Origin of the sequence: Streptomyces endophyticus (genome assembly GCF_035798155.1) — a bacterium.
In the GTDB taxonomy this organism is placed as follows: Bacteria; Actinomycetota; Actinomycetes; order Streptomycetales; family Streptomycetaceae; genus Streptomyces; species Streptomyces endophyticus.
In genome coordinates, this window is record NZ_JAOZYC010000013.1 from 1 (window position 1) to 13,648 (window position 13,648).

10 protein-coding genes and 1 pseudogene are annotated in these 13,648 nt (G+C 72.5%); 3 read left to right on the forward strand and 8 right to left on the reverse strand.

The window, feature by feature from the left end; all coding sequences use genetic code 11:
- Nucleotides 1-532 (forward strand): annotated as a pseudogene (locus tag OKJ99_RS03315) (hypothetical protein); the annotation flags it as partial.
- Nucleotides 533-569: 37 nt separating this feature from the next.
- Here OKJ99_RS03315 and OKJ99_RS03320 read toward each other — a convergent pair.
- Nucleotides 570-1,721: an ROK family transcriptional regulator gene (locus OKJ99_RS03320; protein ID WP_326014192.1), complete on the reverse strand. Its 1,152-nt coding sequence runs from the start codon at nt 1,719-1,721 to the stop codon at nt 570-572.
- A 94-nt stretch (nt 1,722-1,815) separates the two neighbouring features.
- On the opposite strand from OKJ99_RS03320, the gene OKJ99_RS03325 reads away from it, so the two are divergent.
- On the forward strand, nt 1,816-3,030 hold the full coding sequence (locus tag OKJ99_RS03325) for an MFS transporter (protein ID WP_326014193.1): 1,215 nt from the start codon (nt 1,816-1,818) through the stop codon (nt 3,028-3,030).
- A gap of 123 nt (nt 3,031-3,153) precedes the next feature.
- Nucleotides 3,154-4,542: a uracil-xanthine permease family protein gene (locus OKJ99_RS03330; protein WP_326014194.1), complete on the forward strand. Its 1,389-nt coding sequence runs from the start codon at nt 3,154-3,156 to the stop codon at nt 4,540-4,542.
- On the opposite strand, the gene OKJ99_RS03335 is transcribed toward OKJ99_RS03330, so the two are convergent.
- From OKJ99_RS03335 to OKJ99_RS03365, 7 genes are all read right to left on the reverse strand, one after another.
- Nucleotides 4,543-5,103, reverse strand: a complete 561-nt coding sequence (locus OKJ99_RS03335) for a UbiX family flavin prenyltransferase (RefSeq protein WP_326014196.1) — start codon at nt 5,101-5,103, stop codon at nt 4,543-4,545.
- A complete protein-coding gene (locus OKJ99_RS03340; protein ID WP_326014197.1) occupies nt 5,094-6,524 on the reverse strand; it encodes a UbiD family decarboxylase in 1,431 nt (476 codons plus the stop codon). The genes OKJ99_RS03335 and OKJ99_RS03340 overlap by 10 nt, the downstream gene beginning before the upstream one ends.
- A complete protein-coding gene (locus OKJ99_RS03345) occupies nt 6,511-7,254 on the reverse strand; it encodes an aspartate racemase/maleate isomerase family protein (RefSeq protein ID WP_326014199.1) in 744 nt (247 codons plus the stop codon). Before OKJ99_RS03345 ends, OKJ99_RS03340 begins: the two co-directional genes overlap by 14 nt.
- A 759-nt stretch (nt 7,255-8,013) precedes the next feature.
- Nucleotides 8,014-8,943 carry an amidohydrolase family protein gene (locus tag OKJ99_RS03350; RefSeq protein WP_326014200.1) on the reverse strand — a complete coding sequence of 310 codons (930 nt, stop codon included), beginning with the start codon at nt 8,941-8,943 and terminating at the stop codon, nt 8,014-8,016.
- Between the two features lie 75 nt (nt 8,944-9,018).
- Nucleotides 9,019-11,280, reverse strand: coding sequence for a molybdopterin cofactor-binding domain-containing protein (locus OKJ99_RS03355; protein WP_326014201.1), 2,262 nt, complete (start codon nt 11,278-11,280; stop codon nt 9,019-9,021).
- A gap of 65 nt (nt 11,281-11,345) precedes the next feature.
- Complete coding sequence (locus OKJ99_RS03360; protein WP_326014202.1) at nt 11,346-12,065, reverse strand: GntR family transcriptional regulator; 720 nt, start codon at nt 12,063-12,065, stop codon at nt 11,346-11,348.
- Nucleotides 12,066-12,077: 12 nt separating this feature from the next.
- Nucleotides 12,078-13,595 carry a nucleobase:cation symporter-2 family protein gene (locus tag OKJ99_RS03365; protein ID WP_326014203.1) on the reverse strand — a complete coding sequence of 506 codons (1,518 nt, stop codon included), beginning with the start codon at nt 13,593-13,595 and terminating at the stop codon, nt 12,078-12,080.
- Between the last annotated feature and the right edge of the window lie 53 nt (nt 13,596-13,648).

Sequence of the window (13,648 nt, forward strand, 5' to 3'; positions counted from 1 at the left end):
CGACCCCAGCGCGGGCAACGGCGCCACGGCCGCGGGCGGAGGCGGCGCCACGACCGTCGCCACGACGAGCGGAACGCTGGTCGTCGCCGGTGGCGGGGGCGGCGGCGGGGCCCACGGCGGCGGCGCGGGCGGGTCCTCCACCGCGGCGAGCATGGGTTCGGGTGGCGGCGGCGGGGGCTCAAGCCTCGGCCCGGCGGGCTCGACGTTCACCACGGGGGCCCGCGCCGGGGACGGCGAGATGGCCCTGGAGTGGCACGACTGCGAGTCGCCCTCACCGACGCCCACTCCCACGCCGACCGACACCCCGACGCCGACGCCCACCGCCACGGAACCGACCAGTACCCCGACGCCGAGCGCCCCGACGCCGTCCGCGACGCAGGCCCCGCAACCGTCCAAGCCGCCCGCTCTGGCGGAGACCGGCGCGGGGTCCGTGAACCGCTGGGCCGTCTGGGGCACCGTGGCGCTCGTCTCCGTGGGCGGCGCGCTCGTCCTCGTCGCGCGCGGCGCCCGGGGCCGGGGACGCCGCTCCTGACGCGGGGCCCTCGGGCAGGTGCGGTCGGCGGGAGCCGCTACGGAGCGAACACCCGCTCCTGAGCGGCCTCCCGGGCCATCAGCAGGGCCCCGCCCAGCACGGCCCCGCCGCCCAGCTCACCGGCGCGTACGTCGGTGAGCAGCGGTGACATCACCGCTATGCGCTCCGCCACGCGCCGGGCGAGCGCATCGCCGCCCGCCCGGCCGACCTCGCCCGCGAGCACCACGCAGCCGGGGTCGAGCACGGCGACCACGGCGGCGACACCGAGCACGATCCGGTCGGCCAGCGCGTCGAGGAAGGCCGCGTCGCCGCAGCGCACCACGTCGGCCGCCCGCTCCAGCGGTTCGCCGGGATCCACGAGGCCGTGCGCGACGGCCAGTTCGAGGATCGCCGCCGAGCCGGCCAGCGAGTGGAACCCCCCGTCGCAGCCGGACGCGGACGGCAGTCCGCCCGTGCCCGGCACCGGCAGGAACCCGACCTCCCCGGTGCCGCCGGACGCGCCGCGCCGCAGCCTTCCGTCCAGGACGACGGCGGCGCCGATGCCGAGGCCCAGCCATAGCAGCGCGAAGGTGTCCCGGTCGCGGGCGGCGCCGTCACGGCGCTCGGCGAGGGCGGCCAGGTTCGTCTCGTTCTCCACCAGCACGCGCGCGGGCAGCCGTTCCTGTAGCGCGGCGACCAGGGCGCGGTGCCAGCCCGGCAGGCCGGAGGAGTCCCGCAGTTCGCCGGACGCGGGGTCAATGAGGCCGGGGGCGCCGACGCCGACGGTGTGCAGCCGCGCGATGCCCGCCTCCTTCGCCGTCCGCTCCAGGGTCGTGACGGTGCGCTCGACGGCGGCGCCCGCCCCCTCCCCCACCTCGACCGGCACCGACGCCTGCGCGAGCACGGTGCCCACGAGGTCGGCGACGACGAGCCGTACGCCTCCGGTGCGCACGTCGAGCGCGGCGAGGTGGGCGCGCCCTGCGACGATCCCGTAGAGCCGGGCGTTGGGGCCGCGCCGCTCGGCGCCCGCCTCACCGACGATCTCGATGAGGCCGGCCGCGGTGAGCCGCTCGACGAGGTCGGCGACGGTGGGCCGGGACAGGCCGGTGCGTTCCTTCAACTGCCCTGCGGTGAGCGGCCCTTCCTCCTGGAGGAGGCGCAGCGCGAGCCGGTCGTTGATGGCTCGGGCGGTTCTCGGCGATGCGGGCATGGCGGGATCCTACGCGGATATCACTGGCATTATCAGGCAGGGTTCCTGATAGTTTACGGCGGCACGCAAGGGAGACTTGGGGAGGGCCCGCGGGATGCAGGAACTGACGTACGCACCAAGGGAGTTGAAGCGGGCGCGGTACGCCGTCGCCACCGTCTTCTGCATCCACGGCGCCGTGACGGGGTCGTTCGCGACGCGGGTGCCCTGGATCCAGGAGCACGCGGGCGTGAGCGCGGGGCAGTTGGGCCTCGCCCTCGCCTTCCCCGCGATCGGCGCCTCGCTCGCGATGCCGCTGGCCGGCAGCGTCACCCACCGCTTCGGCGCCCGCGCCGGGCTGCGCGGGCTGCTCGCGCTGTGGACGCTGGCCCTGATCCTGCCCTCGCTCGCGCCCAGTCTGCTCACGCTCTGCGCCGCGCTGCTCGTGTACGGGGCGACCGCGGGCATGTCGGACGTCGCCATGAACGCGCTGGGCGTCGAGATCGAGACCCGGCTCGACAAGTCGATCATGTCGGGCCTGCACGGGCTGTGGAGCGTGGGCGCCCTGATCGGCTCGGTCGGCGGCACCCTCGCCGCGCATCTGGGCTCGGACGCCCGGCTGCACCACGCGCTCGCCGCGGGCGTCCTGACCGTGGCGGGCCTGATCGTCTGCCGCTGGGTGCTCGACGTGCGGCCGACGGAGGAAGAGGAGGCGCCGCCGCGCTTCGCGCTGCCGCCCAAGTCGGCGGTCCTCATCGGGGCCGTCGGGTTCTGCGCGGTGTTCGCGGAGGGCGCGAGCCTGGACTGGTCGGCGGTGTACCTGCGGGACGTGCTCGGCACATCGGCCGGGCTCGCGGCCGCCTGCACCACGGCGTTCACGCTCACCATGGCGGTGGCGCGGATCGCGGGCGACGCGGTGGTGGACCGGTTCGGCGCGGTGCGCACCGTGCGGATCAGCGGCCTCGTGGCCACGCTCGGCGCGCTGCTCGTGGTGGTCGCGCCGAACCCGGGCATCGCGATGGCCGGATTCGGACTGGTGGGGCTCGGCATCGCGGTCGTGGTGCCGCTCTGCTTCGCCGCGGCCGGGCGCAGCGGCCGGAACCCGAGCCTGGCCATCGCCGGTGTCGCCACCATCACGTACACCTCGGGCCTGATCGCGCCCTCGGCGATCGGCACGATCGCGGACGCGACCAGCCTGGTGGTGTCGTTCGGCCTGGTGACCGTGTTGGCGACCGGCCTCGTGGTGTTCGCGAAGGTGCTGCGCGGCGGCGACCGTACGCGGACGGGGACGACGGAGCCCAGCGGCGCGCGGGCGGCGGATCACGCGTCGTAGAGCCGGACAGGTGGGCGGTGGCTCGGTACGAACTCGCACTTACGTCGCACTAACATGAAGCGATCATTTCGAGCCGCACAGGCACCACCCACCTCACGGCCACCACAGAAGGCGGAATCTCTCATGGACCTCGGCGTGCGCTGGAAACTGCACGGCGACGGGCGCACGCCGGCTCCCGGCGCGGTCGTCCGCCCCGACGAGCGGCTCTCCTGGCCGCGCACGATCGGGCTCGGCGCACAGCACGTGGTCGCGATGTTCGGCGCGTCCTTCGTGGCGCCCGTCCTGATGGGCCTCGACCCGAACCTCGCGATCATGATGTCCGGCGTCGCGACGGTCATCTTCCTGCTCGCGACGCGCGGCCGGGTCCCCAGCTATCTGGGCTGTTCGCTCTCCTTCGTGGGCGTCGCGGCCGTGATCCGGGCGCAGGGCGGCACCAGCGCCACGGTCACGGGCGCGGTCTTCGTCGTGGGCGTCGTGCTGTTCCTGGTGGGCCTCGCGGTGCAGAAGTTCGGGGCGCGGATCATCCACGCGGCGATGCCGCCGGTGGTGACCGGCGCGGTCGTGATGCTGATCGGCTTCAACCTCGCGCCGGTCACCGCCTCCACGTACTGGCCGACCGACCAGTGGACGGCGCTGCTCGTCATGCTGTTCACCGGTTTGGCCGTGGTGTGCCTGCGCGGTTTCTGGTCGCGCATCGCGATCTTCCTCGGCCTGGTCTTCGGCTACGGGATCTCCTGGGTCCTCGACCGGGTCTTCGGCCAGATCCACTCGCCGAACAGCGGCGGCAAGGCCGTCGACCACTGGCGGCTCGACCTGTCGAGCGTCGGCCACGCGGACTGGATCGGCCTGCCGACCTTCCACGCGCCCTCGTTCCAGTGGTCGGCGATCCTCGTCGCCCTGCCGGTCGTCATCGCGCTGATCGCGGAGAACGCGGGCCACGTCAAGGCCGTCGGCGAGATGACCGGCGACAACCTCGACGGCAAGCTCGGCACGGCGATCTCGGCGGACGGCGCCGCGTCGATGCTCTCCACGGCCGTCGGCGGCCCGCCCAACACCACGTACTCCGAGAACATCGGCGTCATGGCCGCGACCCGCGTCTACTCGACGGCGGCGTACTGGGCGGCGGCCGGCTTCGCCCTGCTCTTCGGCCTTTGCCCGAAGTTCGGCGCGATCGTCGCGGCGATCCCGGGCGGCGTGCTCGGCGGCATCACGGTCATCCTCTACGGCATGATCGGACTGCTCGGCGCGCAGATCTGGATCAACGCGGGGGTCGACCTGCGCAACCCGCTGAACCTGGTGCCGACCGCCGCGGGCATCATCATCGGCATCGGCGACGTCTCCCTGAAGTTCACCGACACCTTCTCGCTGAGCGGCATCGCCCTCGGCACGATCGTCGTGATCACGGGTTACCACGCGCTGCGGGCGATGGCCCCCGCGCACCTCAAGACGCAAGCGCCGCTGCTCGACGAGGGGACGTCGTCGTACGACGAGGAGCCGGCCGGCGACAAGTAGTCACCCGCCCGCCCACCGGTCCACCTCCGGGCCCGGCAGGGAGAGTTGATCGAGGACCCGGGCGACCGTGTGGTCGACCAGGTCCTCGATCGTTTTCGGGCGCTGGTAGAAGGCCGGCATCGGCGGCACGATCCGGGCGCCCATCCGCGCGAGGGCGAGCATGTTCTCCAGGTGGATCTCGTGCAGCGGGCTCTCGCGCGGGACGAGGACCAGCGGGCGGCGCTCCTTGAGGACGACGTCGGCCGCCCGGCCGATCAGCCCGTCCGCGTACCCGGCGCGGATCCCCGCGAGCGTCTTCATGCTGCACGGCGCGATCACCATGCCGTCGGTGCGGAACGAGCCGGAGGAGACGGCGGCCGCCTGGTCGCCGGGACGGTGCACGACGTCGGCGAGTTTCTGTACGTCGCCGACGCTCCGGTCCGTCTCAAGCTCGATGGTCGTACGGGCCCAGCGCGTCAGGATCAGATGCGTCTCGACGTCGGGCGCGGCGCGCAGGGCCTCCAGGAGGCGGATGCCGTAGGCCGCGCCGGTCGCGCCCGTGATCCCGACGATCAGCCGCACGCCGGTCCTTGGTCAAGGAGGTCGCGGGCGCGCGCGACGCGGGCCGGGTCCGTGCGGATGCGTACGGCGTCGAAGTGCGGGGCGCGGGTGGCGTCGAGGCCCATGCGGGACGTGGTGCCGTCCGGGGTGGACGAGGGGTCGAGGGGGCTGCCGGGCAGTCCGTCGACCGTGAACACGTCGGCGCCCGGCTGGAGATGGGTCGCGAGCGCCCACAGCACGTCCGCGTCGCGGGTGATGTCCACGTCGTCGTCGACCGCGACGACCGTCTTCAGGTACGGGTCCCAGCCAAGCAGCGCGAGCATGATCTGCCGGGCCTGTCCGGGGCGGGCCTGGCGCAGGGCTACGTAGGCGTGGAAGTGCGTGCCGGAGGTCGGGTAGTGCAGCGCCGTGACCTCGGGGAAGCGGGACGTGAGCTGTTCCGCCATCTCGGATTCGCGCGGGATGCGGGCCAGGTTGAGGTGTTCGGCGCTGTTGCCTCCGACGATGTCGAGGAGGACGGCGTCGCGGCGGCGCAGCACGCTGTGCACGATGAGCACGTTGTTCGTGGAGCGGTCGGAGGAGTAGCCGGAGAACTCGCCGAAGGGGCCCTCGGGCGCGGTGCGCGCCGGGTCGATGACGCCTTCGAGGACGAGTTCGGCGGAGGCCGGGACGCGAATGCCGTGCCGTGGGGTGCGTACGACGTCCAGGGGCGCCCCCAACAGGCCGCCCGCCAGGGTGCGTTCGTCGACGTCGGGGCCTACGCGGGCGGAGGCCGCGAGCTGGAAGAGGGGGTGGGCGCCGATGACCATCGCGACCGGCAGCGGTTCGCCGCGCTGTTCGGCGAGGCGCAGCAGCTGCCACAGGTGGCCGCGCGAGTGCAGGCTCGTGGCGAGTTCGGTGCGGCTGTGCACGAGGGCGCGGTGGTAGCTGAGGTTGCCGGAGCGGCCGGGCGCGTCGGGGGCGTCGGGGGCGGCCGGTGGTGCTTCGGCCGTGATGACGCCGCTGGTGATGTACGGGCCGCGGTCCGAGTCGAAGTGCTTGAGGAGCGGGAGCGTGGTCAGGTCGACGTCCGGGCCCTCGGCGACCGTGTCGAGGACGGGGCCCGTGGGGACGACGCGGGGTTCGGTGCGGCGGGCGGCGGCCCGCTGGTAGGCGTGGTGCAGGCCGGCCGGGTCCGTGCCGAGCAGGCGGGCGACGCGGGTGCGCGAGGCGAAGAGGTTGGTGACGAGGGGCGTGCCGTCGAGGCCCGACACCCTTGAGCAGAGCAGGAGTTCGGAGCGCCCGCGCGCGGCGAGTTCGGCGACGAGGGCGGCGACGTCCTCGCCCTCCAGTTTCTCGTCGACCGTGAGTACGTCATCGGGGTGGGTGGCGCGGTAGGCGTCGAGGAAGGCGTGCAAGTCCTGGTAGCCGGTGCCGTGGGCGGCGCGCTCAGTGGGTGTCACAGCAGACTCCCGCGTGCACGCCGCCCGTGAACAGCCCGCCCCACGCGGGCGATTCGACGCCGGTGCCGAGCAGGTCGAGCCCTGTACGGACCGCGACCCGCGCGCCGTCGTGCACCGGCTTGCCCAACTCCCGTTCCACCATGGCCGCGACGGGTGCGACCGGGAGTTCGGTGCCGGCCACCACCAGGCACTCGGCGTCGGCGGAATCGGCGTCGAGGAGGATCCGGCGGACCTTCGACACGGGGAGCTCCGCCGCCTCGCGCGGGGTGGCCAGATCGAGGGCCGTGAGGGAGGCGATGCGGAGGCCCGCGGCGAGGCAGGTGTCGGCGAGGCGGCCCGCCTGTTGTTCGGAGCCGGCCGTGACGAGGGCGATGGAGTGGGTCGCGGCGCGGGCCAGGAGGTCGAGCTGGCCGAGGGTGACGGTGGAGACGCGGACGCCGGCCGTGCGCTCGATGACGCGGGCGACCGTGCGGGCGTGGGCGGCGCCGTCGAGGCCGCCGGATGTGCCGTGCCACACGATGGCGTCGGCGCCGGCCTGGGCCAACTGTTCGGCGCCGCGTTGGAGTTCGGCGGTGTGGGTGGGCGTGAGGGCCGGGCCGTACTGGAACTCGGGGAGGAGGGCGCGGGCGGTGGGGTGGGCGATGTCCACCTGGACCGGGGCGCAGATCTGGGCCACCCAGCGGTCGGCGCCGAGGGAGGTGGCGGGGAGGAGGTGACCTATGCGTTGCATGGGGGCGGGTCCTGTCTGTTGCGGTGGGTCGTGGCGGGGGTGGTGGTCGGGGTCGTCGTGGCTGTTGCGGGGTGCCGGTGGCGGGGCGGGGTGGTGCCTGTTGCGCGGCGCCGGCCGGGCGCCGGGGTGGCGCGTGTTGCGCGGTGCTGACCGGGGCCTGTTGCGCGGCGCCGGGCCTCCTCCGGCTGCGCCGGGGCCCGCTCATCTCCCACCCACCCGCCCCCTCCGGGGGCTTCGGCCCCCGTGGGTGGCTCGGGTCGGTGTCCGCCGTGCCTGCTGTGCCACACCGGGGCCTGTCCACCGCCCGTGCGGCAGCACCGAGGTTGCGCCCCGGCGCCGGGGCCGGGTCCCGTTGCCTTCGTTGCGCCGCACCGGGCGCCGCCTTGCCCACCCTGCCGCCCAAGGCGGCAGATTGCCCAAGTCGGGAGCGGTCGACCGCAACGGGTGGGGAGCCGTGGTCGGCGGCAGATTGCCCAAGTCGGGGGCGGCGTCGGCCGTAACGGGTGGGGAGCCGTGGACGACGGCCGGTCACCCAAGTCGCAGTCAACGTCCGCCGCACCCCGTCGGGCCGACGCCCCCGGAGGGGGCGGGTGGGTGGGAGATAGGCGTGTGTGTGGGGCGGGGGGTGGGTGAATCAAGCCCGTCCGGCGATTGAGGACAAGGAGCCCGAAGGGCGACGGCGGGCCGGGGCGCAGCCCCAGACCCCACCCCCACCCGGGCACGACCGGGGTCGAGGCGTAACCCCGACCCCGGCCCACCTCACCTCCGCGTAACCGTGTCCAACGACGCGTACGTATCCGTGAGGCGAAGCTTCGCCTCCTCCTGGTTGCGCGGCGGAGGCGTCGGCTTCAGGTCGAGGAGCTTGGCCATGTTGTTGCCTAGGTACCCCTCCAGGTGCTCCTCGGAGAGGTGCATGCCCTGCGGCGGCGGACCGCACAGCACCTCCAACTCCCGCGCCCACATGCCCGGTTCGTTCGGCGGCGAGTCCGTACCGAAGACCAGCTGGTGCTTCTCCATCTGCTGCGCGAACTCCACGATCCGCGACTGCAGCAGCCAGCCGGACTCCCCGTACACGTTCGGCGAGTCGAGGATCATGTAGAGCGCCTCGAAGCAGTACACGCCACCGGTCTGCACACCGAAGTGGGCGAGGATGAAGTTCACGTTCGTGAACTCCCGGATGATCGGGTAGAACTGCGTCGGGATCGAGTACGGCCCGTCGCCGGTGTGGATGAGGACGACGACACCCAGTTCGTCGCAGACCCGCAGGATGGGCCGGAGCCAGTCGAGGGCCCGGTCGGGCCGGTAAGCGTGCATGTTGGCATGCAGCTTCAGCATCTTGTAGCCGTACTCCTTGACGTGGAACTCCAGCTCCTTCGCCCCGTTCTCGGGCCCGAAGCGCGGGTTGTACATGAAGTTCCCGATGAACCGGTCGGGGTACGTGGTGACCAGTTCGGTGATGTACGCCATGTAGTCGCGGATGCCCTCGCGCCCGGTGCGCATCCCGTCCTGCCAGACGGAGTTGCCGGGGGGCGGCATGATGCAGCCGTAGTCGATGCGGCGCGGCTTTCCGTTGATCATGTACGGGCCGTCCATCATCTCCAGCGTGCGCTCGCCCGTGAACGGGGAGCCGTCGTGCCGCCACGCCTGGTCGACGATGTTGGTCGGGTGCATATGGGTGTCGATGATCAAGGTCTTGTTTCCTTCCCAGCTGGTGCCAACCGTGTTCTGTGGTGGACCGTTTGGGGACCCAGGGCAGGGCCCGCCTCACCTCCCTTCGCTGTCGACGATGTCACCGGGGCCGGCGATGTCCTCGGGCCGCACCGGCACCTTCGCCAGCTCAAGTCCCGTCGCGGCACGCAGCGCGTTCGCGATGGCCGGAGTCGACGACAGGGTGGGCGGCTCACCGACGCCGTTGAGGCCGTACGGAGAGTCCGGGTGCGGAAGTTCGAGCAGGTCGATGGGGACGTGCGGCATGTCGGCGATCGTCGGAATCAAGTAGTCCGTGAACGACGGGTTGCGTACCCTCCCGCCCTCCACCCTCAGCTCCTCCATCACCGCGAGCCCGAGGCCCTGCGCGCTGCCGCCCTCGATCTGGCCCTCCACGGCAAGGGGATTCATCGCCTTGCCGACATCCTGGGCGGTCGCCAGCTCGACCACCTTCACCAGGCCGAGATCGGTATCCACGTCCACGACGGCCCGGTGCGCGGCGAACGCGAACGCGATGTGCGCGTCGCCCTGCCCGCGTGCGTCGTCGACAGGGAACGTGCGGCGGTGCGCGTACTCGTACTCCGCCTCCAACGGCCCGCTCTCAGCGAGCAGTTCGGGAAGCGGCCGGTCCCCCAGCGCCGTGATCCGCTCGCTCAGCACCTTGCACGCGCCCTGGACCGCTCCCCCGCTCATCCAGGTGATGCGGGAGGCCGAGGACGAACCGGCGTCGCCCACCTGCGTGTCGGCGGGGAGCACGACCACCCGCTCGACTCCGAGCTCGGTCCGTACGATCTGCGTCTGGACGGTGACGATGCCCTGGCCGCACTCGGCGGCGGCGGTGTGCACCTCGGCGACGGGTTCGCCGCCGTTCAGGACGAGCCGGACGCGGGCCACGGAGCGGTCGTCGACGCCGCCGGAGAAGCCGATGGCCTTGACCCCGATCGCGTACCCGACTCCGCGCCTCACCCCCTCTCCATGGCTGGTGTTGTTCAGCCCGCCCGGATTCCCGAACGCCCCCTGCCCCACCCCTGGAAGCGGCCGGGCGCGCAGCCGCTCCAGCAGCTCCGCCGCCGGCGCCGGGCCGTCCACCGCCTGTCCGGTCGGCAGCACCGTCCCGGTGGTCATGGCATTGCGCACCCTCAACTCGACCGGATCCATGCCGAGTTCACGCGCCAGCTTGTCGAGGTTCGACTCGACGCCGTAGCAGGACTGGACGGCGCCGAAGCCGCGCATCGCGCCGCAGGGCGGGTTGTTGGTGAAGACGGAGTAGCCGTCGATCTCGGCGTGCGGCACGTCGTAGGCGCCGGCCGCGAAGTAGGAGCCGTTGGCGATGACGACCTGCGAGGTGGAGGTGTAGGCGCCGCCGTCGAGCAGGAGGCGCGCCTTGACGAAGACGAGGCGTCCCTCGCGCGTCGCCCCGTGCTCGAACCACATGCGGGCCGGGTGGCGGTGCACATGGCCGTAGAAGGACTCCTCGCGGTTGTAGCTCATCTTCACGGGACGTCCCGTGCGCAGGGCGAGCATCGCCGCGTGGATCTGCACGGACACGTCCTCGCGTCCGCCGAACGCGCCGCCCACACCGGACATCGTGAGCCGTACCTTCTCCGGCGGCAGGCCGAGCGCGGCGCACATCTGGTGCTGGTCGTCGTGCAGCCACTGCGTCGACACGTAGACGTCGACGCCGCCGTCCTGCGCGGGGATCGCGAGCCCGGACTCGGGGCCGAGGAAGGCCTGGTCCTGCATGCCGACCTCGTACGTGCCGCTGACGATCACGTCGGCCTCGGCGCGGGCTGCCGCTACGTCGCCGTGGCGGATGCGGACGTGCCGGACGACGTTGCCGTGCTTGCCGTCGACACGCGCTTCATGGACGAGCGGCCCCAGGCCCCGCACGGCGTCCTCGGGGTCGGTCAGCGCGGACCGCTCCTCGTACGCGACGTCGATCAACGCCAGTGCCCTGCGGGCCGTCTCGGGGTGGTCCGCGGCCACGAGGGCCACCGGCTCACCCTGGTAACGGACGCGGTCGGCGGCGAGTACCGGCTGGTCGGAGACCTTCATGCCGTACGTCGCCTGCCCGGGAACGTCCTCGTGGGTGAGCACCGCGAGCACCCCGGGCAGCCGCAGCGCCGCGGTCGTGTCGAGCCGCACGATGCGGGCGCTCGGGTGCGGTGAACGCAGGGTCGCGCCCCACACCATGCCCTCGGCCCGCAGGTCGGATGAGTAGGCAAAGTCGCCCTTGACCTTCAGTCGGCCGTCGGGGCGCGTGGTGCTGGCCCCGACGCCGTCACGGACAGCGGTGGCGGTGCCGGTTGCGGTGCTCACGGTCGTTCACATCCCTTCTGGCTTGCGCTGAACGGGAGTTGAAACTCGAACGTGGTGCGGTGGCGCTATTCGACGGGGCGTACGCGGCCGGGCCCGGAGGACTCCGACGGTCCCGGCGCGACGGCCTGCGAGAGGCGGATGCGGAGCCTGCGGATGTGGTCGCGGGCCGCGAGATCGGCGGCGTCCGGGTCGCCCGATGTCATCGCCTCGAAGATGCGGCGGTGTTCGGCGACGGCGAGCCGCGGCGCCTCCTGGCCGCGCCACAACTGGTGCAGGGCGAGGTGGGCGCGGCCCTGGATGGTGTCGAGGGCCGTGGTGAGGTGCGGGTTGTCGGCCACCTCGCGGATCATCCGGTGGTAGGCCATGTCCATCTCGATGTGCGTGCGCTCGTCGACTCCGGTGCCGACCTCGCGCTCGTGCCGCTCCAGGAGTTCGCGCAGTTCGGCGACCCGTGAGGCGTCGAGCCGCTCGGTGGCCAGGCGGGCGGCGAGGCCCTCCATCACCTCACGGACGACGTACAGCTGCCGCACGTCCTCCACGTCGACCGTGGCGACCACGGCCCCCTTGTGCGGGACGTGCGTGGCCAGGCCGTCGTGGATGAGGCGCTGGACCGCCTCGCGCACCGGGCTGCGGCTGATGCTCAGCTGCGCGGCGAGGGCGGGCACGGAGAGCGGGTCGCCGGGGCGCAGCCGGTTCGCCAGGACCGCACCCTTCAGCTCCTCGTACGCCCGGTCCGCCAGGAGGCTGCCGGCCGCGACCGGATTGACCGCCCGCTCTGCGCTCATCTCAACTCCCCCTCACTGCTTGCCCGTTGGAGATACATGTTGCATGTAATGTTCGGACGCGTCAATGGATCCGGCAGCGTCCGAGGCCCCTTCCCGACGATCCCGACGATCCCGGCGCTCCCGCCCACGCCCGAAGGGAAGCCGCAGGTGGTGGAAGAAGAGGTTCAGGCACACCGCCGTGAGCGTGCCGAGGATGATGCCGCTCTCGAAGAGCGCATGCAGCTGGCGCCCCGGCATCTGCTCGGCGAACTGCGGGAACGCGGTGGGCAGAAAGCCCACGCCCACGCTCGCGGCGACGAGGATGGTGTTGCGCTGGTCCGTCAGGTCGGCCTGGAAGAGGATCTGCACGCCGACGACCGCGATGGTGGAGAAGAGCACGATCGTCGCGCCGCCGAGGACCGAGGCCGGCATCGCGGCGACGATCGCCCCCACCTTCGGCACGAGCCCGAGCACCATCATGATCACGCCGGAGGACGCGACGATCCACCGGGACTTGACCCTGGTGAGCCGGATCAGGCCGATGTTCTGCGAATAGACGGTGCTGGGAAAGGAGTTGAGGACGCCCGCGACCGCGGTGGCGAGGCCGTCGGCGCGCAGGGCGCGGGTCACGTGCTTGCCCTCGACCTTCCGGTCCACGATCTCGCCGACGGCGAAGAACTGCCCGATGGACTCGACCGCGATGATGATCATGACCAGGACGATCGAGAGCACCGCGAGGACGTCGAACCGGGGCGCCCCGTAGTGCAGCGGCGCCGCGGTGCCCAGCCAGGGCGTGGAGGCGATCCCCGAGAAGTCGGCGAACCCGGCGAACGCGGCCACGACCGTGCCGATGAACAGGCCGACCAGGACCGCCACCGTCGCGAGGAAGCCGCGCGACAGCTTGTGCAGGAGCAGGATGACGACGAGGGTGACGGCGGCGAGCCCCAGGTGTTGCGGGGAGCCGAACGAGCCCTGGCTCGGGTCTCCCCCGCCCACCTGCCGCGCGGCGACGGCGAGCAGCGTGATCCCCACGATGGTCACGATCGTGCCGGTGACCAGCGGCGGGAAGAAGCGCACCAGCCTGCTGAAGACGGGCGCCACCACGAACAGGGCGAGCCCCGCCGCGATCACCGCCCCGAACACGGTCGGCAGGCCGGCCTTCGCCCCGCCCGCCGCGAGCCCCACCGAAACCAGCGAGGGCACCGCGGTGGTGGACGTGCCCTGTACCACCGGCAGCCGGATGCCGATGCCCGGCAACCCGGCGGACTGCAGGAGCGTGGCGAGGCCGCAGGTCAGCAGTGAGGCGTTGACGAGCAGGGCGATGTCGTCGCCCTTCATGCCGATGCCCTCGGCGACGAGCAGCGGCATCACGACGGCGCCCGCGTAGAACGCGAGCACGTGCTGGAACCCGTAGACGACGAGGCGCCACACGGAGGGCACGGAATCGACCGCGTCCTTGCGCGGCGCCTCGGTGCCGACCGCCTCCGCCGCCGCCTCCGCCGCCCCACCCTGCGTATCGTGCGTACCGTCCTGAACTTCCTTCTCGGACATGTGCGTTACTCCCTCCACCCGGTGGTCCGGGTGTTGTCTCGTGCGCACTTACC

Coding starts and splice junctions, on each gene's coding strand:
- OKJ99_RS03320 (WP_326014192.1), bottom strand. CDS start 1,721: ATGCCCGCATCGCCGAGAACCGCCCGAGCCATCAACGACCGGCTCGCG.
- OKJ99_RS03325 (WP_326014193.1), top strand. CDS start 1,816: ATGCAGGAACTGACGTACGCACCAAGGGAGTTGAAGCGGGCGCGGTAC.
- OKJ99_RS03330 (WP_326014194.1), top strand. CDS start 3,154: ATGGACCTCGGCGTGCGCTGGAAACTGCACGGCGACGGGCGCACGCCG.
- OKJ99_RS03345 (WP_326014199.1), bottom strand. CDS start 7,254: ATGCAACGCATAGGTCACCTCCTCCCCGCCACCTCCCTCGGCGCCGAC.
- OKJ99_RS03360 (WP_326014202.1), bottom strand. CDS start 12,065: ATGAGCGCAGAGCGGGCGGTCAATCCGGTCGCGGCCGGCAGCCTCCTG.
- OKJ99_RS03365 (WP_326014203.1), bottom strand. CDS start 13,595: ATGTCCGAGAAGGAAGTTCAGGACGGTACGCACGATACGCAGGGTGGG.